Consider the following 25,239-nt stretch of genomic DNA (forward strand, 5'->3'; position numbering starts at 1 on the left):
GGGCTATGTTTTAAGTCAGGTGATGATAAGAAGACATAGCTTAACAATATGATGAATGTTTCAAGTTCTGTTAATTTGATGTGGTTTCGGCGTGATTTGCGAACCTTCGACAATAAAGCCCTTTATGCGGCATGTGATGCAGGAGTCCCTGTTATTGCACTCTATGTTGCAACACCTAAACAGTGGAAGTTACATAATAACGCAGGCATTCAAGTAGATTTAATTCAACGTCGCCTTAAGGTTCTTGAGAAAGAGCTGGAACACTTAAATATTCCCTTACTTGTTGAAAGTGTTGCTACTTACAATGATGTGCCTAGTTTATTTGCTAGCCTGATTGAGAAATATCAAATTAAGCATGTGTTTTGCAATAATGAATTTTCATGGAATGAGCGGCAAAGAGACCACATGGTGGCCAATCAACTTAATGCAAAACAGGTTTTGTTTAGCGGCTTTGATGATGATTGTGCTTTGATTCCAAATTCCATTGTCACTCAACATGGTGATCCTTATAAAGTATTTACGCCGTTTAAGAACACTTGGTTGAAGGAATTTGATAATCATCCATTGTGCCTTATTAAGCCAAAAGCCTTGCCGTTCAACCAAGTAACCAGATCATTAGTTGATAGCTCTAACGAGTTTATTTCATTTGATTACTCAGAGGATGATAGCTCAGGGTGGGATGTTGAAACGGATATAATTCACGATAAGCTGTCTGATTTTTGTAAAGAAAAATTGTTTTATTATAAAGAGCAGAGAGAAGAACCCTCTATTGATGGTACGAGTGGATTATCACCTTATTTAACCATTGGGGCACTTTCGATTCGCCAGTGTATGAATGCGATAAGAAATGCCACCCAAGGGGCTAATTTCCAGCAGAAAGAGAATGTTTCAACGTGGCTTAATGAATTAATCTGGCGAGAATTTTACCGTCATTTGATGATAGCTTACCCTAGAGTGAGCAAGGGGTATTCATTTCATTCTTGGGCTGAAAATATTGAATGGAACAATAATCCAGACTGGTTTTTAAGGTGGAAAAAAGGAGAAACTGGCTACCCAATTGTTGATGCAGCCATGCGACAGCTTGAAAAAACAGGTTGGATGCATAATCGACTCAGAATGATTGTGGCGAGCTTTTTAACGAAAGATTTGCTTTTGCCTTGGCAGTTAGGTGAAGCGTGGTTTATGTCGAAGTTGATTGATGGTGATCACCCGTCAAATAACGGAGGGTGGCAGTGGTCTGCATCTACAGGGACCGATGCACAACCTTACTTTCGAATTTTTAACCCAACGGTGCAAGGACAGAGATTTGACTTGGAAGGCAAGTATATACGTCGGTGGGTAAAAGAGCTGAGAGAAGTACCTGATAAATATATTCATACTCCAGATAAATGGGTACATTTTGATGATCTTAATTACCCAAAGCCTATCGTAGAACATAAGCAAGCTCGATTGTTGGCTATTGAGGTCTTTAAAAAGGCGAAAGGCGAGATAGCATAATCGAGAGAAGATGATTACCTCAAAGGCGGAAAGAACTCTGCCTTTGAGGTACAACGTTTTAAAGTTGCAATATTTTTAGTCTATCAAACCATAGTCAGAGCGAAGAATGTCCACAATTTCAGCTTTCGGATTTTCACTCAGTGTAATTTTCTTACCTGTTACTTTCTCTGCAACGCCAATATAAGTTTTCGAGATTTGCATTAATACTTCTTGTGGTAAAGCGTTATCACGCGCAAGGGCAGAACGCTCTTCCATGCGGTCTTTGTTTAACAAAATATCTGGGTCGGGAAAGTGGTTGAGCAGTAGCTGACGGAAATCTTCTTTTGAGTTTTCGATGATTTGACCATCGCGGTAGGCTGGGCCATCCCAAATACGAGAGGAATCAGGCGTGCCAACCTCATCCATGTAAATTAGTTTTTCTTTGCCACTGGCATCACTTACGTAGCCAAACTCGAACTTTGTATCCACAAAAATTTGGTCGATGGCTGCTAAGGCATCGCTGATGACGTTAAAACCTTCTTTCAATAGCTTTTCATAATGAGCAATGTCGCAGGCTTTGCTGAAATTAAAGGAAGCAAAGTTATCTTCGATGTTTTTACGTGTGATGTTCACATCATCGACAGCAGGAACACCAGGAATGCCTTCTAAAATGCCTTTTGTGGATGGCGTGATTAAAAGCTCAGGTAACTTTTGATCTTTCTCTAGCCCTTCAGGTACTTCGATACCACAGAATTCACGTTCGCCCTTTTCGTAAGAGCGCCACATTGACCCCGTAATGTACTGGCGGCAAATTGCTTCAATCATGACCGGTTTTGCTTTTTGTACGATCCAAACAAATGGGTGAGGGATGTCTAGAATGTGGCTATCGGCAAGGCCATTGTCTTTAAAAAGCTTAAACCAGTGATTAGAAATGGCATTAAGAGCAGCCCCTTTACCTGGTACGCCTTTCATACCACCTTCACCGTGCCAAATGCAGTCAAAAGCCGAAATACGATCGCTGATCACCATAATCGCTAGCGGGGCATCAGGGGCTACATCATAGCCTTTTTCTTCGATCAGGCGGCGGCTGTCCGCTTCAGTTAACCAGTAAACCGAGCGCACTTTTCCACTGTGAACAGGTTTGTCGGTACGGATTGGGAGATCATCATTTACAGCGAGGACTTGATCAGCAAGACTCATGGCGAGAAATTCCTATTTCAATAATCAATACGATGATATAGCGCGCAGTGATTGCGGCTAGCAACTGGTGCGAATAATAACAGAACTGATAGAGGCTTCCACCTAAAAAGCAAACGTTTGCCTTTGTTTTTATCTAATTGGAGCAATAATTAAAAAATAGATTAGATTAAGGCTGCATTCGATTTTATATCAGCACGAATACAGCCGTGATATGAGAGAGTGATGTAAAAAGTTAGGAATTAAAAAGTCCAGAAGCAAACTTGATATTGAGCCACTCTGGCCAGAAGAGGAAATGGCTCCAGTCAGTTAATACATCAATTGCGGGTTGTGGAGAGGGCGCAATTTGAAACAGAGCGACAGTGGCAACTAGCTGAGCGATGCTTGTTACGGGGTAACGCATGTCCATGAACTTGAGGGCAGTACCAAACGAGGCTTTTAAACTGGTATTGGAAAAATCTACACTGTAAAACTCATCCAGCAGCAGATGTACCATAGCGCCGCCAAAGACAAATATGCCTGACAGCCAGCTGATCACGTCGGCATTTTGCGCTCGGTCTTGACTTGCCCAATCGATCAAACAGACAGTGATCATGCTAAGTAAAGCTGAAAAAACTAAGGAGTGGCAACTGCCACGGTGAACCGTGAGTTTTTCAAATGCAGATTTGCATACAAACCGAATAAACATATAAATTGCCAGAGCCCACAACAGCAGTTCCAGCATGGTGAGTTGCATGTAGATGAACCGTATGGCTAAAAAAGAGCACCCTCCCGCTAATAAATTAAATAAGGTTTTCATTGAGGTGGAGTTGTCTGAATCGATGTCAGGCAGTAAGCCACCTACGGTACCTAGAAACCATAACCATAATGCCGTTGTTGGTGTGATGGCATAAGAAGACAATAGGGCAGTGGACGCTAACCCACTGATCAATGCGGCCCCATTTAAATGAGTACTAAAGTTCGCCACAGCTTAATCCTTGCCTGAAACAGGAATAAGGCCACGAGAAGAATAAGCGATAAATGTGCAGTCAAAGCTCATAAAGGTCTGTGTTTATATCCAGTACTGTTCGTTTATAGGCACGGTATAGCAGAAACTTTGTGTTCATGAAACTTTTTTTGCATGAAAAGTTCAATTTAGCTCGAATAGTATGCTGGTTCTTGGTCGTATAGGCTGATATTCCTTGCTTTCTACCGTTTAACTGTTTTCCTTTTCGAAAAAAAACACTAGAATCTTGCGGTCTAAAAAATTGACCGTATAAGTCAACTTACAAAACAAATAAATCCGCCAGCAAAGCTGTAGGACGATACATAGGAAACAATATGATTCAAGTAGTAGGACACAAAAACCCAGACAGCGATAGCATCTGTTCAGCTCTAGTTGGTGCAGAACTTCTTAAAGCTCGTGGTCTTGAAGCAAAAGCGGTTCGTCAAGGCGAATTAAACCGTGAAACTCAACATATTTTGCAACAAGCCGGTGTTGATCAACCAGAGATGTGTGAAGGTGTTGCTGGCGAGAAAATCTGGCTAGTGGACTACTCAGATCTAGCGCAAGCACCAGACGATGTAGCTGAAGCTGAAATCGTAGGTATTGTTGACCACCACCGTCTAGGTGATGTGATGACAGTTAACCCACTTGAAGCGTGGATCTGGCCTGTTGGTTGTACTTGTACCATCATGTTCAACCTATTCAAAATGGAAGAAACAGAAATCACTCGTCCACTAGCGACACTAATGATGTCTGCTATTTTAAGTGACACAGTAGGTTTCGCTTCTCCAACTTGTACTCAAAAAGATAAGGATGCGGTTGCTGAACTTGCTCCTTTAGCTGGTGTTGAAGATCTTGATCTATTCATCAAAGAGCTTTTAATCGCGAAAACAGACATTGCGGGTCTTTCTGCTGCTGAGCTTGTAGAAAAAGATCTGAAAGCGTACCCATTCAAAGAGCGCGATGTTGTTGTTGGTCAAATTGAACTTGCGACTCTTGAGCAAGTAGATAGCATGATTGATGAGCTGAACGCTGATCTACAGCGTCGTTGTGATGAAGATGGCCTAGCAATGGCTGCTCTAATGTTAACAGACATCACAACAAGCACGACTCGTCTACTTTACAAAGGTGAGTGGAACGAAACGTTAGATACACACGCGAAAGACGGTGTATTAACAATGGAAAATACGCTTAGCCGTAAGAAGCAAGGCTGGCCTTGGCTACAAACGGTTCTTGCTTAATCGCATTTAGCCGTTTATACAGCCTGCTTAAATAGCGGATAGTAAAAAGCCCCTGTATTGACAAGTACAGGGGCTTTTTGTTTCTGAAATCAGCGATGAGAGAATGAGTAAAAAATGAGTTAATGAGAGTATTGCTCGTTGATGGCCAAAGCGAGATCTATATTGTTCAGTAGAGTGTCAACAATGAGTGGGTCGAGGTGAGTACCACGAGAATCACGAAGCAGAGTGATGACATCTTCAATAGGCCAAGCTGGTTTATAACATCTGGCATGAGTGAGGGCATCAAACACATCAACAACGGCGATAATACGAGCTTCTAAACTGATCTCTTCTCCTTTTAAGCCTTGTGGGTAGCCTGTGCCATCGTATTTTTCGTGGTGCTGGTGGGCAATAATGGCAGCGGTTTGTAGAATAGGGCGTTTAGAGCCGGAAAGGATATTGTACCCAATTTCAGAGTGCTCTTTCATGATCTCCCATTCTTCAGGATCCAGTTTTCCGGGTTTTAAAAGTATGGCGTCTGGAGTGGCAATTTTTCCGATATCGTGCATGGGAGAAGATTGTTTGATCAGTTGTGCGCGCTCTTCACTGCATCCAAGTAACTTACATAAATGATAACCAAGATTAGCGATACGGCGAACATGGTTGCCTGCTTCTTGGGAACGCGATTCCACCACATCTCCGAGTCGGTAAATAAGTTCACCTTGTGTATCGATTATTTCTTTATTCAATAGTAGGTTTTCAAAAGACATACTGACACTAGAAGAAAAAATATTGAGAAGCTGGCATTCTAAATCGGTGATTTTTCGTGCCCCTTTTAAATACAGCAGACTGATGGCCCCAGATTTAGTGGAGAAGTAACCCACAAAAATATCGTCTTCGATAATGCTTTTTTTCTCTTTTAATGCTCGTTCTAAAAACCGTTGGATCTCTTCATCAATGGCTTCTTCAGTATCATCTGCGCCTATTTGAGCCAATATCTGATAGTCGTTTTTTTCATCCTGTAGGGTAGCAATTCCTTTGACTCGTACCAGCATGCTTTGATCATTCATTCTGAGCAGAGAAAGCACTTGTTGTAAAACCCCACTACTAAAAGAGGTAAGGGTACTTTGTTTGAATATTTCTGAAGTAGATTGAATGACTCGTTCTAAGCCGTGACGATAGCTTTCTTCTTGTTGGCGAGCTTCTTCTACGTTGATGATGTCGCGATAAGAGCGCAGGGAAGTATATACGGTTGAGAATAGTTTTTTACTGTCGAGTTCGGTTTTTTCTCGGTAATCGTTAATGTCATACTCTGTGATGACTTTATGTTCTGGAGCTTGACCGGGTTGACCTGTTCTTAAAACAATACGAGTGCGGTGGTTATCCAGCTCTTGACGCATCCAGCGGGCAACTTCTAAACCTGCATCGTCCGTTTCCATTACCACATCCAAAAACACTAAGGCAAAGTCGCTGGTGTTGGAAAGTTGCTCTTTGGCTTCTTCGCCGGAGAAGGCATCGTGAAATTCTAAGGGGCGATTATCAAATTTAAATCGCTTTAACACCATTTTAGTGACTTGATGTATGTCTGGTTCATCATCAACGATCAATATTTTCCAAGGAGGTAGGGATTCTTCCTCAAGATCTCGCAATAATGACAATGACATGGCAAGTCTCTTTGTTAGCTGTTAATACTTATTGGTATAGGTAACTTTTGTGTTTTACACAAGTGCATAGGTTCGGCAGTTGTATGTTAAAGGCGGTGTATCATGAGTCTGGATGCTGAGAGGGAAAGTTGATGAAATAGTTTAATCCTGCTCCTGGGGCTGTGGTAATTTGCACCTCTCCTCCAAGTTTTCTATTTACTAAATTGTAGACAAGGTGGGCCCCTAGGCCGCTGCCACCTTCATTGCGCTTGGTGGTATAAAATGGGTCAAAGAGGTTCTTTTCACCTTCATAATCAAGCCCAACCCCATTATCTCGAAAATGAAGGCGTGTCATATCGTCTTCCTGAGTGACCTTGATATCAATTTGGCCTGTTTGCTCTGGCTCAAATGCATGTAATAAACTATTCATAATTAAATTAGTGAGGATCTGGGAGATAGCGCCAGGGTAGGAGGTGCAGACAATGTGTGGTTCACATTCAACATTAATGACATGGGGAACACGTTTTAACTTGGGGCGCAGAGAAAGCAAAATTTCATCAATGTATTCTTTAAATTGGAATTGGCGTAATTCATCACTGGATTGATCAACGGCCACTTGTTTGAAGCTTTGGATCAGCTTTGAAGCGCGCTCATTATTTTTCAGGATGATTTCGGAAGATTCATCGCACAGCTCCATAAACTCCAGCAGTTGAGATTCGCTTAACTTACCTTCATCATAAAGCTGTTTAAGTACACTGGCTTCTTCATGGAGGTTGGATGCTGCGGTGACACAGACTCCAATCGGCGTATTAATTTCATGGGCAATCCCAGCGACTAATTTACCCAGTGAAGCCTGTTTTTCATTTTCAACCAATTGAGACTGTGCTTCTTGTAATTGATTCATGGCATCTTGTAGCTCTTGGGTGCGGTCATCAACTAAGGTTTGCAATTGCTCACTATAACGCATGGCCAATTGTTCTTTTTCTTGTGCGTAATTAAGCTGCTTGCGGAGTTGAGTTGGGCTTACTTTTAGTTGGCTCAACATCTGGCGGTAGCAATTTTCTAAAGCGTTATTTTCAAATTCAGTAAATAATTCTGATTTTTTTATTAATATATGTGCCATAGCGGCACCTGTTATCCCGCTTAGCATTCGCTCTGCTGTTTTTTCTATATCGGCTAACTCTTGAACATTGATGGTGGTTTTATTGTGGACTTTGGACTCTGTTAAGCAGGTATCGAGCTTTTGTTTGGTTTCATTTTCAGGAAGGTATTGATTGAATAACTGGGTCAATATATTTACTTTTTGTTGCAGGTTGATATCTTGCGGCAAATCCAGTTGTTTTAAATCCTCCTCTCCCTGCCTTTTAGTCATAACATCAATAAATTCAGCATTATAGCGATCCTCTTCTTTTGATGTTTTACAAAATAGGCTGGCAATAATAGCGGTAGAGACATTAGCAATTAACGACCAAAAAGCTCCGTGGCTAACTCTATCCATTTCTGTACCAAATAAACGCTCAGGGTGAAGCCAGCTGATCCCCCATGGTCCGTACTGGAGCATATTTGCATCAATCCAGCCGCTTTTCATAATGGCAGGAATAAATAAGCAATACGCCCAGACTAAAAAGCCTGCGCTTATTCCTGCAATCGCACCAGCAGTGTTCACATGCCGCCAATAGACCCCCATCAGCACTAAAGGCAAAAATTGCAAAACAGCGCAAAAGGAAATCATCCCCATATTGGCTAGCATGTAAGACTCACCTAAGAATAAATAAAACGCCTGTCCTGCCCCCAGCACTAAAAAGACGGCCAACCAACGGACTTGTAGAAGGTATTTGCTTAAACGACTTTTGGGGGCGAGCCACTGCATAAGAGGTAATGCAAGGTGATTACTGAACATGGTGGACAGCGTCATGCCAGATACCATTAACATGGCCATAGACGCAGAGAAGCCACCGATGAATACCAATAGAGCAAGTTCACTTTGTTCTGCTAATAATGGTAATGCCAACATATAGCGATCAGCATGTTGTGGCCCAATAGCAAGTAGGCCTGCGGCGGCGATGGGGGTGACAAACATGGTCATGAGCAGCAAATAAATAGGCAAGGCCCATTGTACTTTTTTAATGTAGGTTGGCTCAGAATTTTCCACTACCATGACATGAAATTGGCGCGGTAGCATGATAAAGGCGGAACCAGCCAAAAGAAGAAAGCTTATCCATGTCATTAAATTTGGTCGGCTCGCCATTTTGTCAGCAGCTTCTGGCAGTTGTTGTTGTAGTTGGTCAAAAATATCAAAGGGGCCATCAAACATAAAAAAGCACACAAAAATGCCAGCCACCAGCATGGCGATCAGCTTAACTGCGCCCTCTACGGCTAGGGCAAGCATCATACCCGGGTGACGCTCAGTAGGGTCGAGGTGGCGAATCCCAAAGATAATGGTAAATAGAGCAACGCCAATCCATACCAGCCACGTCACTGATAGGTGGTTGTCTCCGCTGGTGGAAAGGATAAGGTTGATGGAGCTATTAATGGCTTTTAGTTGCAGTGCGAGGTAGGGGACAATGCCTATCATGGCAACAATAGAGACAAGGCCAGCGAGATAAAGGCTGCGGTTAAATCGTGCAGAAAGAAAATCGGCAATGCTGTTGACGTGATACACCTGTTTGATCAGTAAAATACGTTGCATTAAGGGCCAAATGACAAGCATGAGTAGTGTTGGGCCAAGGTAGATGGTAAACATCAAAATACCGGATCGCGAGGCGAGTCCAACGCTGCCAAAAAATGTCCAGCTGGTGCAATAGATGGCAATCGAGAAGATATACACAATGACGCTGGATGAGATCCTTTGAGCCCGTTCATTACCCGATTCGGCCCACGTGGCTAAAAAATACAAAACACCAATATAGGCAAGGATCACGATAATGAGGGTCGTGGCACTGATCATAGCGAACCTCTTTATTCAGCAAGGAAGCGTAAGAGCACGATTAAACAACACCAGATCACAAGTACGCTGATCAGTAGAGTACCAATAGGGAGAGGGATGCTAGCAGCCACTGGCCAAGTAACCAGTAACGTGGCGAGCACTAAAATTAAGAGTCGAAGAGCGGGTTGATTATTGTTCTTAATCCACACAGTGAGAACTCCTTCTGCGTTACTAATAGATAGCATAGTCCAGCTTGGAAGGAGTTAGGGAGCTCTATGGTCGCCTCCTTATTTATAGTGGTGCTTAATGACGTTGATTAGGCTCTTAATGTCAGATGCATTGTTATAAATATGCGGTGAGATTCGAATGCCGTGGCTACGTTCATCAATACTGATTCTTTGTTGTGCTAAAGCGGCGGTGATGTGAGGTTGCCGCTGTTTAAAATTTAATACCACGGTGCCACTACGTTTTGCTTCCAAGGTAGGAGATGCCACTTCATGACTAAACTCATTGGTAATCATATTAATTAAGGTTTGGTTATGTTTCCGTATTTTGTCTGCTCCTATCCGAGATAAATACATAATGCTGTTCGAGGCAATGACATAAGGAGCAATGGATGGCGTTCCGCCCCAAAACCTCAGGGCGTTGTCTTGATATTGAAAATGGTGAATATCAAACTCGAATGGGTTTTCATGGGAAAACCAGCCTACATCTTTAGGTGTACATAATGACAAAATATCTGGATTGACCCATAAGTACGCCGCGCCTGGACCACCACATAACCATTTCACGCTAGAGCCGATAAGAAAATCTGGCTTTAATGCATTTAAGTGCAATGGAATAACGCCAGCCGATTGAGCAACGTCAACAACGGATACAGCGTTATGTTCGTGGGCTAATGTCACTATGTGTTCAATGGGGGCGCGCTGCCCTGTATTGGAGTAGGCATGGCTGATAAACACTAAATCGGTATTATTATTTACATATTCAGCCCAAACGTTGGGGTCGGTAATATTGAGATGTTTAGGTATATAGGTAATGCAGGCTTGGTGAGGCAGGGCTTTTTGTAGCACAAACCCCATACTGGGAAAGTCTTGCTCACTCATGACTATACGGGGGCGCGACACTTGAAGAGAAGCTAGCGACATAACGACTTTACTGAGGGTGCTAGACAAGTTCACTTGTGGGCAAAAATTGCTCATGGAAGAGTGAAACAACAATCCCAGAGCCGTTCGAAATGAATCAATTTGTGTTAGCCATTGTTGCCACGGATCACCATGAGAAGTTTGCCATGGTTCAAAGAAATGATCTGTAAAAAATTGTTGGCTAGTTTTTAAAGGTCGCCCCACAGAGTGGCTGAGTAGATAGGTGCCATCAGGAAGTAGAAAGTCATCGCTGTACATAAGAAACCTACGTGATTTTAGTGTCTATCTAATGTGGATTTAAGCTTTTGAATGTCTTTGTATCGTGTATAAATATCACTGCGATCAGCAGCAGCACGGCGGTCGCGAAGTTTTTCCAGTGAATTGAGTAATACGGGCAATGGTGGGCCGCTGGCCGTGAGTTTATCCATGTGTTGCTGATTCATGTTACTAGATGGAATGGCGATGTATTTTGTAACCAGTTGATTATGGTGCTGAATGGCTGTTTTACCGTGGAGTTCACATACCTCTAAAAAGAGTGCTAGGTTTTCTTGATACCAATTGTGGTTGCTGTGTTTGGTTTGGCTTAGAAAATCATCCATCATGCTTTGTCGGCGCATACAGTCTCGTAGAATTTGTTGATCTTCTGGCATCATAAACAAGAATTTATCCACCAATATTTGCGAATAAGAAGGCTCGTTTGCCACACACAAACCAAGCAGCAAATCAATGACATTAATGCCTGCAAAATCCCCCGCATTAGCCCCCCGATACACTTGGGTGCCGACTCGATAAGGTTTGTAATAAGGGCGAACACAATAGAAAAAACGATCCGGATCCAGCTTTTCAAATAGTTGTGAATTCGAATCAAATACGTCTTGCAGTGCTTGTTTTGTTACTTTGAGTAACTCGCGGCTAATAGGGTGAGAAATACCAAGAGGTTGAATTTTTAATAAAGCATCCGCCGCACGTTTGTAGGCCAAAATACCTTTGGTGTTGTAATCAACAAACAGCTTTTCATCGGTGAGATCGCTAAACCGCTTGTACAAGCCGTTACTGGCCGAGTTGTGTGTGGTGAGGTGTGCGGTAGAAAACCGCGGTGTTACTCCAATAGAAGCCCCAATGTGCATAGCCAGTGCAGAGGCTTCTTTTAATGGTGAGGTGGTTTCACGTGAAGGCTCTGTGATTTCATGTCGACGACAAGCCGCCATGTATAGCCCCACATTGCCTAACAAGTTAAAGTCTTCATCAAATCCTTCATCGGTATTCCCTTCGGCTAATAGTTTTGTAATATATGCTCGGCCTTCCTCTTCAAGTTGTTGTTTTTCCTGTTCACCGATGTTTTCCACATTGGCTTTATCGTTTTGAGCCCAATAAAGGCGCTCCAGCTCAGAATTAATTTCCACAAAGGCGGTTCTGATCCAGTGATCAAAGATTTCAGTATTTTTTGTCACGGCCTAGTCCATTAGTTAATGTTGCTAATATGTTAATTTTATACTCAATATCAAAGTGTAATTCGTTAAAGGGATAGAGAGTTTGTACAGTGATTAGCGTTATTCGATAAAAATCTAAGATAAATTATCGAAAATCACTCGTTGGTATTGATCTGGGAAGGTTGCGTTTTGCATTTTGCAACGCAGATAAGGGCGTTAAAGTTAGATTTTGTCTAAAAATGAGTAAATTTAAGGAGATATGGCTTGGTATTCATCTTGCGTTACTGGAAATAAATAATTTTGGGGATACGCAAAGGAGATCAAGATGAGAAGAGAAGCATTGATCCTATTTCTTGCTCTGCAATCAAGTATGGCCTTTGGTGCGGCATTCTCTACTTGCCCATCAAAAGCCTTCTTGATTCAAGACACCACCGCTAAATTATATGGTGTTAATCTGGTTTCTGGTGATCACACCTTACTGTCAGACAGTATGAATACATCAGGAAAGATCAACGGCATGGGCTTTAACTTTCATGATAACTATCTTTATGGCTTTGGTTATGAAGCTAAAAATGTAGTGAGAATTGGCGATGATTATCAGGCCGAAGCGTTATCAGCCACAGGACTTCCGAATACTAATTTTTATGTTGGTGATATTTCGCTATCAGAAAATGCGTACTACGTATATAGAAAGGGAGGAAGTTATGGTTTGTATAAAATTCCTCTTGATCCTTTAGATGCTAATTATCTTCAAGCAACCAGAGTTATTGATGGTGGTTCATTAAATCTGAATATCTACGATTTGGCGTTTAACCCAGTAACCAATGAAGTTTACAGTGTTGATGGTGGGGGTAATCTACACCGCATTAATGTCAGTACAGGGGGAGCAACCTCATTGGGCAATGTTGGAGTCAGCGGCACTTTTGGTGCGGTTTATTTTGATGTGAATCAGAACCTATACATTAGCCGAAACAGCGACGGTGTAATTTTTCGTATTGCGATAGGTGAAGGTGCAACAACAGCGGAGCATTTCACGTACGGGCCAAGTTCGGGTAATAATGATGGTGCTCGCTGTGCTATGGCTGCGGTCGTTGATGAAGATAGTGACCCAACCGTAGATTACGGTGATGCGCCAGATACATATGGAACTTCCCTTGATAGTAATGGCCCGCGACATGGAGTATCAGGCTTGTATTTAGGCTCGTTGGTGGATGCAGAGCATCATGCATTAGTATCACCGAGCTCTGATGAAGGGGATCAACTGGCTGACGATGATGGTATTGGTTTTGTGTCTGTTATTGAAAGTGGTCAAAAATACTTATTACAGATCGAATCAAACGGCAGTGGTTATTTGAATGCTTGGCTGGATTGGAACCAAAATGGCCAGTTTGATTCTGGCGAGCAAATCATTACAGACATGGCATTAACGGGTGGTATCAATAATGTGTTGTTGGATGCGCCATCTGATTTAGTGGAAGGCATGACTTGGGCGCGTTTTCGTTACAGCTCAACGGCAGGCATTGGCCCTACGGGTGGTGTGTCGGATGGTGAGGTGGAAGATTACTCGGTGTACATCACGTCATTGTCATTGACTGCTCATTACAATGCCAATACCACCGTTGCTTTTGAAGATTCATGGCCTCGTAAAGGGGATTACGACATGAATGATTTGGTGTCGACTTACGACAGTACGGTTTATGTCAATGACGCCAATAATGTTGAAAAGATCATTATCTCCGGGACCATTATTGCTTCTGGGGCTTCTTATCATAACGGGTTCGCTATCCATTTCCCTGGTATTGCGACGGGAGATGTATCCAACTCTCTTTCAACCTTAACGGTAAATGGTGCTATTGCCAGCCATGACATGTTTGAATCAGCGTCCACTTATTTATCTGTGGTGATAAGCCCAGATGTGGAAGAGGCAATCACCAAACTAAGTGGTTGTTCCTTCTATCGAACAGAAAGCAGTGCGGGTTGTGCACAAAGCATTCAATACAGTTTTGAAGCGCAAATCAACGTAACAGGTACTGTGCCGTATAGCTCTATGCCAGTAATGCCGTTTGATCCGTATCTCTTCGGTGTTTCCACTCACTACCATGGTGATGACTTTAGTGTAGCGCCAAGTAATGCGTTAGAAATCCACTTGAAAAATAAAGCCCCAACCAATCTATTCAATACTGATTATTTTGGCTTGGGAGATGACAGAAGTTCAGTCGCGAGTGGTGTTTACTTTCTAACAGACACAGGACTTCCTTGGGCGATTTCGGTTTCTGATTCATGGGTTCATCCGTACGAGTTTAAAGATATTTCAGAAGCTTACCCAGATTTTATTAACTTTGTGACCACTGCTGGTGGTGAAAATGGAGATTGGTATTTGTCTGAAAAAGCGAATTCTGCACTGATTTATTCTAATTAGGAGAAGAACAATGAAATATTGTTTTAGTGTGTTTTTTCTTATGTTACTGGTTGCTTGCGGCGGCGGGGATAGTGGTGACGACTCAGGAAATAGCAGTGTTAGTACGCCTTCTACTGGTCCAACGCCAGCGACAAAAACGGCAGACCTATCTACCACGGAGGAATTTGATTTTTCTACTCATAAAACCGTAATGGTAGCTGTGGATCTGACTAATGCGGCATTAACGCCGATGTTGCTGAATATTTGTACGTCTTTTGTGGAAAAAAATGCGCAAGTCATTGTCGATCAAAGTAGCTGTGTCGTTAAGCAAAAGGTGAGTGGTACTTATTATGAGTACAGTATGGAACTGAGTAATCATCAACAGTCTTTGGCGGTTCAGCTGTGGCAATCGGAGCCAGAGTTGACAAACGTGACACAAATTTTGGATGTGTCAGACAACATAGCGTCTTCTTTGGTACGAGTCGATTTTTAATAAAAAGGTGAAGTGTGTGTTACTGATACAGAGTGATTTTCGATACACTGAATGAAATTGATATCGGAAATCACTCAATGGTTAAGTTAGATAATAAAGATCGCATTATTTTATCCATGTTGCAGCGCTCTGGCCGGATCTCCATGTCTGAATTAGCAGAGGTTGTGAACTTATCAGATACGCCATGTTTGCGCCGAGTAAAAAAACTAGAGCAAGCGGGGGTGATTGAAGGGTACAGTGCAAGAGTAAATCGAAAAGCGGTCGGCCTGAATGTGTTGATTTATGCGTTTGTACGTTTAACCGAAAGCTCCGATACCAATGCCGAACTATTTGAACACGCCATGAGTGAGCTGGATTGTGTACTGGAATGCTCGGTAGTCACAGGCAGTTATGACTATTTAATCAAGATAGTGGCTTATGATTTGGAAGCTTACGAAAGCTTTGTGAAAAAATCGTTTGGGCGTTTATCGTTTATTGCCAATATTGAGTCAACAGTGGTGCTAAAACAGACGTTTTCTAAAGAAGAGTTGCCGCTAGAAGGCTAAATGGGCTTAAGCGCAAACAATGTTAGCGATTCAAATTGCTTACGCTTACTGTATTTTACTTAGTTTTTTGAGTTATACATTTTATCGAAGTTTTTCTGATTCCAGCCAACCATTACCTGATCGCCAATTTTTAACACTGGAATAGAGCGAGCGCCCATGGCTTGCAGTTCTTTACGTCCACGTTGCATTTTGGCATTGGTTAAGCGGTATTTAATCCCTTTTGAATCAAGGTAACGCTGTGCGTCTTTACAGTGTGGGCACTTGTCAGCTACGTATAAAACAATTCTTTTCATGGGATATTTACTCTTTACTTATTTGCCAATGCCAGCGTAGGCCAAAACAGATTACGCCGCTCATTTTTACTTCAAAATGAGCGGCGTAGTATATACGTAAATAGCTTCAAGATGCTCGTTTCAATGAGAATTTATTGGTTTCAAGCCAAAGAGCCGATTTAAACTGGGGTAAGGCGATGGTGAAAATCATTATATCTACATTAGGTTAGATGAATAACCAAGGGGCCTGTTGTGTTTGATCAATCACTTGGCGGTAGTGTTGGTGAATACTTTTGAGTTGTTGGCTGGCACCATCTAATTCTTTCTCAATGTGTTTTGAGATGGAGCGGATCAGTTCGTAACCGAGTTTTGCGTCTTGTTGGCTTACGATCTGTTTTAAATCGTTAATGCGGCTTTCATCAAAACATGGGTCTTTATCTAATAGCTCTTGCTCTTTTAAAGGTAAGTACTCCCAGTAGAGTAATAATTCATCGGGCTTACTTTTGGTTTCTTCTATTTGTTGTTCTTTAATAAAACCTTTTTTCTCTATGGCTTCTGCGTAAGCAAAGTAATGATACAGAGACTTTAAGCTATTATCGTCTAGCTGTAATCGCTGGTGGCAGTAGTTCAATAAGCGTTTGTAATCATGAGAGAAGTAGCTATGGTCGTTCATAATACTAAGAAGTTTTAGCATAGATTCTGCAGCAACCTCTGTGATTTCGGGTAGGCTTTCAATTTGCTTAAGGTGCTGCTTAGCTTCTGATAGCTTTTCTTCAATTCTGAGCACATCAGGCATTTGTTCTAGTGTGGTATTACAAAAGGTAATACATAACATGTTGGTGGCTTTTTTATATAACAGCAGTGCGGTAAACGTGTTCGACATGGACGCGTAATCTGTGTGATGTTTACTGTCCAATTCTGGTGGAAAAATATTAGTGTGGGTGGTTTGTTGTTTTTTAAGGCAAATATCAAACAGCACTTCAATGGGGAAGCGGCCGATGATCTGATATTTTTTTTGCTCAACAACATGCTCATAGAGCCAAGAACTATCAATAAACGCTAGATTTTCTAGATGCGCTTTTGTTAGCTCATGCCCATTTATTTTGCATTGCTGCACTTCGATGATTTCTTTTTGGACTTCTACTTTCATACGCAACATCCTTGTTCGCTATCTAATTTTCAGATTAGCTTACATTCAGACCTTGTAAACAGCCGAAAGTGAGATTAAACGTATAAAAGTACAGAAAAGTCATTAATATTATCAGCTTATCAATATATTTTATGCTGACAGCATTAAACTTAAATTCACTTTTGAACTGGGGATGCGATTTAACTTTTGGCTGATATCTTTACCAATAGTGGCAATTTTTTCTAAGTCTACCCCTGTCTTGATGCCTAGACCACGGCATAAATAGAGTACATCTTCAGTGGCAACATTACCATTTGCGCCAGGAGCATAAGGGCAGCCACCTAAACCGCCCACAGAACAATCCACTACACTTACGCCGCATTGTAGAGCCTGATAAATATTCACAAGGGCTTGGCCGTAAGTGTCATGGCAGTGAATGGCTAAGTGCTCAGCAGGAACATGAATTTGTACCGCTTCTAATACTTGTTCAATGCGAAGCGGGGAGGCCATGCCTAATGTGTCACCAAGGGATATTTCGTAACAGCCTAATTGGTGTAGGCTTTGAGCAACGTGAGAAACTTGAGCGACGCTCGTTTTTCCTTCATAGGGGCAGTCGGTGATGCAAGAAAGGTAGCCCCGTACTTTTATATTGTACTGCTGAGCTAATTCCATTATGGGCTCAAATCGTTGTAAGCTCTCTTTTATGGAACAATTAATGTTTTTTCGACAAAATGATTCGGAGGCAGAGGTAAAAATGGCAATTTGTGTTACGCCTGCGCTGATGGCTGCTTCTAAGCCATTTAAGTTCGGTACAAGTGCCGAGTAGGTAACGCCGGGCTTTCGAGAAATGCGTTGCAGTACTTTGGCAGAATCTGCCATTTGGGGAATCCATTTTGGAGAGACAAACGAGCCAGACTCTATATGAGTGAGTCCCGTTTCCGATAAGTCATTAATTAACTGGATTTTGGTAGCGGTACTGACTTTTTTTTCATTTTGAAGGCCATCCCGTGGCCCGACTTCCACTAAAGTAACTTGCTCCGGTAAGTGTTCTGCTACCATATCTTCTTGCTCCCATAATTAACTGTCTTGATGTTCGTCGTGCCAACTTGGGCTGCGATTATCAAAAAATGCTTGAACGCCTTCTTGTCCTTCTTTAGAGACTCGGATTTCAGCGATCATTTGGCTGGTGGTGCGGCGGAGTTCTTTATCCAGCGGGTGTTGCTCACACAATGCGATGACTTTTTTAGCTTGGGCGAGGGCGTTGGGGCCATTAAAGAGTAAATTGTGTATGAGATCTTTAGCGGCTTGAATTGGGTCTTCATTGATCTCATGAATCAAGCTGAGTTGCACTGCATGTTGGCTTTTAATTATCTCGGCCGTTAAAAAATAGCGGCGGCTTTGGCGCACGCCCATAGCTCGTATGACGTAAGGCCCGATAGTTGCGGGGATCAATCCTAGTTTTACTTCGCTTAAACAGAATTTCGATTCCGGGTTGGCAACGGCAATATCGCAGCAGCAAATAAGGCCAATAGCTCCCCCGAAGGCCGCGCCATTGATGGCAGCAATGGTAGGGTGTGGAAATACGTCAAGCTTGTGCAGTAACTCGGCAAGAGTTTGTGCTTCTTTATGATTTTGAAAAGGGGTATGGGTTGCCATTTCTTGCATCCAGTTTAAGTCGGCACCAGATGAGAAATGCTTTCCATTGGAGGTTAAGAGTAAAGCACGTATTTTGGGGTTTTCTGTTAGGGCATCGAGCTGCATGATCAGCGCATTAACGAGTTCAGAGTTAAAAGCATTATGAACCTCAGGGCGGTTTAATGTTAAGGTCGCAACGCCCTCTGGGGAGATATCAAGCTCTAACATAAAAATCTACTCCTTTGTTATTACTTCACCGGAACTTGGGATAATTTAAGTTCCCAGCTCTGGTTACTCGGTACGTTTTTCAAAATGCAAGTGACCGTAATTCTCAAGGTTTTACCTAAAAGCGTAGATGCAGTTATCAAAATTCACAGGTGGATGTTTACATTTTTGGGCTACATACGAAAAATTCCAAAGTCACTGTTAGAGATCTTTTGGTTTAAGGCTGCGGTTAACGCTTGGATAAGGACATCACGTGTGTGTGCCGGATCGATAATGCCATCATCCCATAGGCGGGCGCTGGCGTATAAGGGGCTGGCTTGTTGGTCATACATATCGATGATGGGCTGCATAAATGCGTCTTTGTCTGCTTCACTCCATTGTTCGCCTTGCCTTTCTTTAATCGCTTGAGTGACTTGAGCCATAACACCTGCTGCTTGGTTTCCTCCCATGACGGCAATTTTAGCGTTTGGCCACATCCACATCATGGTTGGATCGTAAGATCGCCCGCACATGGCGTAGTTGCCTGCTCCATAAGATCCCCCAATCACCACGGTTAATTTAGGCACATCAGCACAAGCCACGGCCATGACCATTTTAGCGCCATGTTTTGCGATGCCTTCTGCTTCATAGCGTTTGCCGACCATGAAACCAGTGACGTTTTGCAAGAATAAGAGTGGTATTTTTCGTTTGGTACACAAAGTAATGAAGTGCGCGCCTTTTAATGCGGATTCTGAAAATAAAATGCCATTGTTGGCCACAATGCCGATTAGGTGACCATTTAGTTTAGCAAAGCCACAAATAAGACTTTTGCCATACAAGGCTTTAAATTCATCAAAATCTGAGTCGTCAACTAATCGAGCAATAATTTCACGAACATCAAAGGGGATCCGTAAATCGTGATTGATGATGCCGTACATCTCCTTGGCATCGTACCTTGGTGGCAACACATGATTTTCTGTTGCGGGATCTTTAGGGGGAAGCCCGCAGTTTTGAATGGCTTGTCGCGCCAGTAAGAGGGCATGTGGCTCATTGTCGGCTAAATAATCCGCGACTCCAGAGTGGCGACAATGTACGTCAGCCCCACCGAGATCTTCAGAACTGACGACTTCTCCGGTGGCGGCTTTGACTAAAGGAGGCCCCGCTAAAAAGATTGTGCCTTGTTGTTTCACCATAATGGCGACGTCAGACATGGCGGGAACATAGGCTCCACCAGCGGTGCATAACCCTAAAACTACTGCAATTTGAGGAATGCCCTTGGCCGACATTCGGGCTTGGTTATAGAAAATGCGTCCGAAGTGCTCTCGATCAGGAAAAACTTCATCTTGTCTTGGCAGGTTAGCGCCACCAGAATCGACGAGATAAACACAAGGAATGTGGCATTTCTCTGCGATCTCTTGCGCTCGCAGGTGTTTTTTTACGGTGATCGGGTAATACGTGCCGCCTTTTACTGTTGGATCATTGGCAATGATCATGCATTCTTGGCCATAAATATGTCCGATACCAGCAACAACACCAGCGCAGGGTACGTCTTCTTCATACACTTTTAAAGCGGCGTATTTTCCAACTTCAAGAAAAGGTGAACCATCATCGAGTAATTGCGAAATGCGCTCTCTTACAGGTAGTTTTCCTTTTTCTTTTTGTCGTTGTTGTGCTTTTTCTCCACCGCCTTTTTCAATGCGTTTTGACAGGGTGGTAAGCAAATCCAAATTACTTTGCATGGTCAATGCGTTGGTAGAAAACAGCTCACTGTTGGTGTCGATTTTACTGGTTATGATGGCCATAAGTTATCTTCCTGATCGCTTATTTGTTTTGAGTATCCCAAGCTTACTTATTTAGATTCTTCAAAGATCTCTCTGCCAATGAGCATTCGACGGATTTCTGAAGTGCCTGCTCCAATTTCATAGAGTTTGGCGTCGCGAAGCAGTCGGCCTGCGGAATATTCATTGATGTAGCCGTTGCCTCCAAGAAGTTGGATTGCATCTAGGGCGATTTGGGTTGCTAGCTCCGCGTTATATAAAATGACACCAGCGGCGTCTTTTCTGGAAGCTTCACCACGATCACATGCGGCGGCTACTGCGTATAAATAAGCTCTGGCTGCGTTCATTCTGCTGTACATATCGGCAATCTTTCCTTGTACCAGCTGAAATTCGCCAATAGATTGGCCAAACTGTTTTCTGTCATGGATATAGGGCACAACTAAGTCCATGCAGGCTTGCATGATCCCAAGTGGGCCTGCGGCAAGCACCACACGTTCATAGTCAAGGCCGCTCATTAAAACTCGTACGCCTTTGTTTAACTCGCCCAGTACATTTGTGGTGGGAACCCGGCATTGATTAAAGACCAGTTCACAGGTATTCGATCCGCGCATGCCGAGTTTGTCGAGCTTTTGTGCGGTGCTAAACCCCGCAAATTCCTTTTCGATAATGAAAGCGGTAATGCCATGAGATCCAAGCTCCGGCTCTGTTTTGGCGTATACCACCAACACATGCGCATCTGGCCCATTGGTGATCCACATTTTGTTGCCAGTCAGAACAAAATCATCACCATCTTTTTCCGCTTTTAACTGCATGGAAACCACATCAGAACCTGAGTTCACTTCGCTCATGGCAAGCGCGCCTATGTGTTCACCTGAAATGAGTTTTGGTAAATATTTTTGTTTCTGCTCAGCAGTACCATTACGAAAAATTTGGTTAACACACAGGTTGGAGTGCGCACCGTAGCTAAGGGCGACAGAGGCGGAAGCTCGGCTGATTTCTTCCATTGCAATGACATGGGCAAGGTACCCCATATTTGCACCACCATATTGTTCGGAAACGGTGACGCCGAGTAAGCCCATTTCACCGAGTTTTTCCCATAGATGATTTGGAAAGGCATTTTGCTGATCGATATCGGCTGCCAGAGGGGCTATTTCACCGTTTGCAAATCCATTGACCTGTTCGCGCAGCATGTCGAGGGTTTCCCCCAACCCAAAGTTTAAGGGGGTATAAGTCGATTGCATAGCCGCTCCTTAATGTTGTTATTGACCAGATTAAAAATGTTAACTGGCTAAGTGTGGTGGTGTTGAACTGTCTATATCCAGCAGTGCATTTTGGCAGCGCTCCTGAGCAAGATTAAGTTCATTCATTACGGCGTTAATGTCATTGAGTTGTTGCTGTAAGGCTATTTTTTTTTGATCGATAAGCTCAATCATTTGGGTTAATTGCTCGGTATTTTTGTTGGCATCGTACATTTCAAGTAGCTCACGAATCTCGGCCAGTGAGAAACCTAAGCGTTTACCACGAAGAATAAGTTTGAGCCTAATTTTGTCTTTATGGTTGTAAATTCGAGTGCTGCCCTTACGCTCTGGATACATCAAGCCCACATCTTCGTAGAAGCGAATACTGCGTGTTGTAATATTAAATTCATTAGCCAGCTCACTGATTTTAAAGGTGTCCATATAGGTATTTCTCCTTGCTAGCTTGTTATCGTTGCGGTGCTGATGGCACTTGATTTTGAAGCTAAAGATAAAGCGATGTTGCAAACTTGACGTTTACGTAAATGTTAGTAAGACTAATTCATAGGCGCAAAAAATTATTCGATGAAATTACAGTTTCTGTCAGAATCGGGAATGTGTAGTACGAAAGATTGGCAGACGAAAATTCAGTTTCTAGGTTGTGAAAACACATAATCAACCTCAACGAATGTAGGTCAGGTCATGGAAAATACCGTCTGGATAGTAGCCGCAAAACGTACACCTATGGGCAGTTTTCAAGGTTGCCTAAGTTCTCTTTCTGCACCTGAATTAGGCGCGCATGCTATTCGCAGTGTCTTAAAGCAGAGTCACCTTCCTCCTGAGCGTATCGATGAAGTGTTCATGGGGTGCGTATTACCCGCTGGGTGTGGTCAGGCTCCTGCTCGTCAGGCCGCTATAGGAGCGAATATTCCTTATTCCGTGCCATGTACCACGTTGAATAAAGTGTGTGGCTCGGGCATGAAGTCTGTCATGTTGGGATACGACTTGATTCAGTCACGGTCGCTTAAAACCGTGGTGGCTGGTGGCATGGAAAGCATGAGTAATGCCCCGTATTTTATGCCTGCTGCCCGCAAAGGCATGCGCTTAGGCCACGGAGAAGTACGTGATCATATGTTTTGGGATGGCCTTCAAGATGCGTACGAGGGCAAGTTGATGGGCGTGTATGCTCAAAAGGCCGCAGATGAGTACCATTTCAGCAGAGAAGCGATGGACGAGTGGGCGTTGCTCTCACTTGGTCGTGCAAAAAAGGCGATTGAAACCGGGTGGTTTAACGCTGAAGTCGATCCCATTAAGCTCACCGTGCGCCGTACTTCAACTATGGTTGAGCATGATGAAGCCCCATTTACCGTCAATGAAGAAAAAATTCCCCATTTAAAACCCGCTTTTGTTGAACACAGTTCTAATGGGCATGCCGCGGGTTCTGTCACTGCGGCTAATTCAAGTTCTATTTCTGATGGTGCTGCGGCATTGATCTTAATGGACAGTGAAGAAGCGAAAAAACAGGGTTTGGCACCACTTGCCATTATTAAAGGGCATTCCACGCACGCACGTGCTCCTGGTGAGTTCACGATCGCCCCTAAATTTGCCATTGAATCATTACTAGATAAATTGGAGTGGGGTGTGGAAGACGTGGATTTATGGGAAATCAATGAAGCTTTTGCCATGGTCACTCAGTATGCCGTGAAAGAGTTAAAACTGAACCCTGATCTGGTTAATGTTCATGGTGGTGCTTGTGCTCTTGGCCATCCCATTGGCGCGAGCGGTGCAAGGATCATCGTGACGCTCATTCATGCCTTACGACAAAGAGGTGAGCATAAGGGGATAGCTTCCTTATGTATTGGTGGCGGTGAAGCCACCGCGATTGCCGTAGAGGTTCCTTAATACTTGCTTGAACAATGTATGTTGTTGAACGCTATTTTGTTCTCACTTTTTTGTAGCAGCGCAATGCCATCGCAAAAGGATAAGAAAGATGACAAACCGTGTACCTATGTATTTGGAAGAGCAGTTCTATCAATCAGAAGCTAAAGAATGGATAGAAGTGACTAACCCAGCCACTAATGATGTGATCGCAGAAGTACCATGCTCTACGGAGTCTGAAATAGACAGAGCGATTCATTACGCCAAACAAACTTTTTCTACATGGAAGAATGTGCCAGTGCCTGAGCGGGCAAGGTTGATGCTCAACTACCAGCATTTATTGAAAGAAAACCACGATCAAATTGCCGAAGTGTTGTCGTTTGAAACCGGTAAAACTATTGCTGATGCAAAAGGGGATGTATGGCGAGGTATTGAGGTAGTCGAGCAAGCTGCCAATATTGCCAGCATGATGATGGGAGAAACCGTAGAAAATGTGGCAAGTGAGATAGACTGTTACTCTTATATTCAGCCCCTTGGTGTCTGTTGCGGTATTACGCCGTTTAACTTTCCTGCCATGATCCCGTTGTGGATGTTTCCTATGGCTATCGCGTCGGGAAATACGTTTGTTTTAAAACCATCGGAGCAAGTGCCACTTACCGCTGTGCGTTTGGTGGAATTGTTTTATTTGGCAGGTGCACCAGAAGGGGTATTGCAACTGGTTCATGGTGGAAAATCGCAAGTGGACCAATTATTGATGGATAAACGAGTACGTACGGTTTCGTTTGTGGGCTCTGTTCCGGTGGGCCAATACATTTATCAGCAAGGCACCAAGAACCTCAAACGTGTACAAGCCTTTGCTGGGGCTAAAAACCACATGGTGATCATGCCTGATGCGAATAAAGAACAGGTCATCAACAATTTAGTGGGTTCTTCGGTGGGGGCAGCAGGCCAACGTTGTATGGCTATTTCTGTCGCTGTGTTTGTTGGTGATACCAAAGAGTGGATTCCAGATCTGAAAGCGGCCATGGAAAAAGTCCAACCCGGGGCATGGAATGACGACAATGCAGGTTATGGCCCGCTTATTAGCCAACAAGCCAAACGAAGAGTGCTTGGGTTTATTGAAAGAGGTAAAAAAGAAGGTGCCAATTGTATTCTGGATGGCAGCGATTGTGTGGTGGAAGGCTACCCTAAAGGCAACTGGGTAGGGCCGACACTCTTTACGGGTGTGAACACCGACATGTCCATTTATAACGAAGAGATCTTTGGTCCAGTGCTGGTGACGTTAGAAGTGGACACGCTTGATGAAGCCATTGAGCTTGTGAACAACAACCCTTATGGCAACGGGACTTCTATTTTTACGGCTTGTGGTGCGGCTGCGCGAAAATACCAACATCAAATCGAAGTTGGCCAAGTAGGGATCAATGTTCCCGTACCTGTGCCATTGCCATTTTTCTCTTTTACGGGCTGGAAAGGCAGCTTTTATGGTGATCTACACGCTTATGGTAAGCAAGCGGTTCGTTTTTATACCGAGACGAAAACCGTGACATCCCGCTGGTTTGATGAAGACATTCCAACAGGGCCAAACATGACCATTCATTTGAGGTAGCTTGATTTGAAGTAACAAGGCTGGATTTCAAATAAGGAGTGAAT

At 43.2% G+C, this 25,239-nt stretch carries 21 protein-coding genes; 7 read left to right on the top strand and 14 right to left on the bottom strand.

Annotated elements, in window-relative coordinates; genetic code table 11:
- Nucleotides 1-48: 48 nt before the first annotated feature.
- A complete protein-coding gene (gene phrB / locus MHO82_RS05015; protein ID WP_343299950.1) occupies nt 49-1,497 on the top strand; it encodes a deoxyribodipyrimidine photo-lyase in 1,449 nt (482 codons plus the stop codon).
- Between the two features lie 75 nt (nt 1,498-1,572).
- Here the strand turns inward: phrB and MHO82_RS05020 are convergent, their stop codons facing one another.
- Both MHO82_RS05020 and MHO82_RS05025 read right to left on the bottom strand, forming a co-directional pair.
- Nucleotides 1,573-2,676: a phosphoribosylaminoimidazolesuccinocarboxamide synthase gene (locus tag MHO82_RS05020; RefSeq protein WP_239182765.1), complete on the bottom strand. Its 1,104-nt coding sequence runs from the start codon at nt 2,674-2,676 to the stop codon at nt 1,573-1,575.
- Nucleotides 2,677-2,908: 232 nt separating this feature from the next.
- Entirely contained in the window at nt 2,909-3,640 is a 732-nt protein-coding gene (locus tag MHO82_RS05025; RefSeq protein WP_239182766.1) for a metal-dependent hydrolase, read from the bottom strand.
- 353 nt (nt 3,641-3,993) lie between these two features.
- Between MHO82_RS05025 and MHO82_RS05030 the strand changes: the two genes are divergently transcribed.
- Nucleotides 3,994-4,899, top strand: coding sequence for a manganese-dependent inorganic pyrophosphatase (locus MHO82_RS05030; RefSeq protein WP_239182767.1), 906 nt, complete (start codon nt 3,994-3,996; stop codon nt 4,897-4,899).
- 119 nt (nt 4,900-5,018) lie between these two features.
- Here the strand turns inward: MHO82_RS05030 and MHO82_RS05035 are convergent, their stop codons facing one another.
- The 5 genes from MHO82_RS05035 to MHO82_RS05055 form a co-directional block, all read right to left on the bottom strand.
- The gene (locus tag MHO82_RS05035; RefSeq protein WP_239182768.1) at nt 5,019-6,542 is read right to left on the bottom strand and encodes an HD domain-containing phosphohydrolase; all 1,524 of its coding nucleotides are present in this window, start codon (nt 6,540-6,542) and stop codon (nt 5,019-5,021) included.
- A 100-nt stretch (nt 6,543-6,642) separates the two neighbouring features.
- Nucleotides 6,643-9,468, bottom strand: coding sequence for an ATP-binding protein (locus MHO82_RS05040; RefSeq protein ID WP_239182769.1), 2,826 nt, complete (start codon nt 9,466-9,468; stop codon nt 6,643-6,645).
- An 11-nt stretch (nt 9,469-9,479) separates the two neighbouring features.
- Nucleotides 9,480-9,656 (bottom strand): hypothetical protein, encoded by a 177-nt coding sequence (locus tag MHO82_RS05045; protein ID WP_239182770.1) that lies wholly within the window; start codon nt 9,654-9,656, stop codon nt 9,480-9,482.
- Between the two features lie 78 nt (nt 9,657-9,734).
- The gene (locus MHO82_RS05050; protein ID WP_239182771.1) at nt 9,735-10,850 is read right to left on the bottom strand and encodes an aminotransferase class V-fold PLP-dependent enzyme; all 1,116 of its coding nucleotides are present in this window, start codon (nt 10,848-10,850) and stop codon (nt 9,735-9,737) included.
- 17 nt (nt 10,851-10,867) lie between these two features.
- Complete coding sequence (locus tag MHO82_RS05055; protein ID WP_239182772.1) at nt 10,868-12,043, bottom strand: monodechloroaminopyrrolnitrin synthase PrnB family protein; 1,176 nt, start codon at nt 12,041-12,043, stop codon at nt 10,868-10,870.
- 304 nt (nt 12,044-12,347) lie between these two features.
- Here MHO82_RS05055 and MHO82_RS05060 point away from each other — a divergent pair, with 304 nt between their 5' ends.
- From MHO82_RS05060 to MHO82_RS05070, 3 genes are all read left to right on the top strand, one after another.
- Nucleotides 12,348-14,441 (top strand): LruC domain-containing protein, encoded by a 2,094-nt coding sequence (locus MHO82_RS05060; RefSeq protein ID WP_239182773.1) that lies wholly within the window; start codon nt 12,348-12,350, stop codon nt 14,439-14,441.
- A gap of 10 nt (nt 14,442-14,451) precedes the next feature.
- The gene (locus MHO82_RS05065; protein ID WP_239182774.1) at nt 14,452-14,913 is read left to right on the top strand and encodes a hypothetical protein; all 462 of its coding nucleotides are present in this window, start codon (nt 14,452-14,454) and stop codon (nt 14,911-14,913) included.
- A 77-nt stretch (nt 14,914-14,990) separates the two neighbouring features.
- On the top strand, nt 14,991-15,458 hold the full coding sequence (locus tag MHO82_RS05070) for an Lrp/AsnC family transcriptional regulator (RefSeq protein ID WP_239182775.1): 468 nt from the start codon (nt 14,991-14,993) through the stop codon (nt 15,456-15,458).
- Between the two features lie 59 nt (nt 15,459-15,517).
- Here MHO82_RS05070 and MHO82_RS05075 read toward each other — a convergent pair whose 3' ends face one another.
- The 7 genes from MHO82_RS05075 to MHO82_RS05105 all read right to left on the bottom strand — a co-directional run bounded on the left by MHO82_RS05075 (nt 15,518) and on the right by MHO82_RS05105 (nt 22,155).
- The gene (locus MHO82_RS05075) at nt 15,518-15,751 is read right to left on the bottom strand and encodes a glutaredoxin family protein (RefSeq protein WP_239182776.1); all 234 of its coding nucleotides are present in this window, start codon (nt 15,749-15,751) and stop codon (nt 15,518-15,520) included.
- Nucleotides 15,752-15,956: 205 nt separating this feature from the next.
- Entirely contained in the window at nt 15,957-16,880 is a 924-nt protein-coding gene (locus tag MHO82_RS05080; protein WP_239182777.1) for a hypothetical protein, read from the bottom strand.
- A gap of 129 nt (nt 16,881-17,009) precedes the next feature.
- A complete protein-coding gene (locus MHO82_RS05085) occupies nt 17,010-17,918 on the bottom strand; it encodes a hydroxymethylglutaryl-CoA lyase (protein WP_239182778.1) in 909 nt (302 codons plus the stop codon).
- An 18-nt stretch (nt 17,919-17,936) separates the two neighbouring features.
- Nucleotides 17,937-18,722, bottom strand: coding sequence for an enoyl-CoA hydratase-related protein (locus tag MHO82_RS05090; protein WP_239182779.1), 786 nt, complete (start codon nt 18,720-18,722; stop codon nt 17,937-17,939).
- Nucleotides 18,723-18,892: 170 nt separating this feature from the next.
- Nucleotides 18,893-20,500: a carboxyl transferase domain-containing protein gene (locus MHO82_RS05095; protein WP_239182780.1), complete on the bottom strand. Its 1,608-nt coding sequence runs from the start codon at nt 20,498-20,500 to the stop codon at nt 18,893-18,895.
- Between the two features lie 47 nt (nt 20,501-20,547).
- Complete coding sequence (locus MHO82_RS05100; RefSeq protein WP_239182781.1) at nt 20,548-21,717, bottom strand: isovaleryl-CoA dehydrogenase; 1,170 nt, start codon at nt 21,715-21,717, stop codon at nt 20,548-20,550.
- Between the two features lie 39 nt (nt 21,718-21,756).
- On the bottom strand, nt 21,757-22,155 hold the full coding sequence (locus MHO82_RS05105; protein WP_239182782.1) for a MerR family DNA-binding transcriptional regulator: 399 nt from the start codon (nt 22,153-22,155) through the stop codon (nt 21,757-21,759).
- 258 nt (nt 22,156-22,413) lie between these two features.
- On the opposite strand from MHO82_RS05105, the gene MHO82_RS05110 reads away from it, so the two are divergent.
- Nucleotides 22,414-23,613: a thiolase family protein gene (locus MHO82_RS05110; protein WP_239182783.1), complete on the top strand. Its 1,200-nt coding sequence runs from the start codon at nt 22,414-22,416 to the stop codon at nt 23,611-23,613.
- A gap of 88 nt (nt 23,614-23,701) precedes the next feature.
- Nucleotides 23,702-25,195, top strand: coding sequence for a CoA-acylating methylmalonate-semialdehyde dehydrogenase (locus MHO82_RS05115; RefSeq protein WP_239182784.1), 1,494 nt, complete (start codon nt 23,702-23,704; stop codon nt 25,193-25,195).
- Nucleotides 25,196-25,239 lie beyond the last annotated feature (44 nt).

The sequence above is a fragment of the Vibrio sp. Of7-15 genome, assembly GCF_022347565.1.
In the GTDB taxonomy this organism is placed as follows: domain Bacteria; phylum Pseudomonadota; class Gammaproteobacteria; order Enterobacterales; family Vibrionaceae; genus NORP241.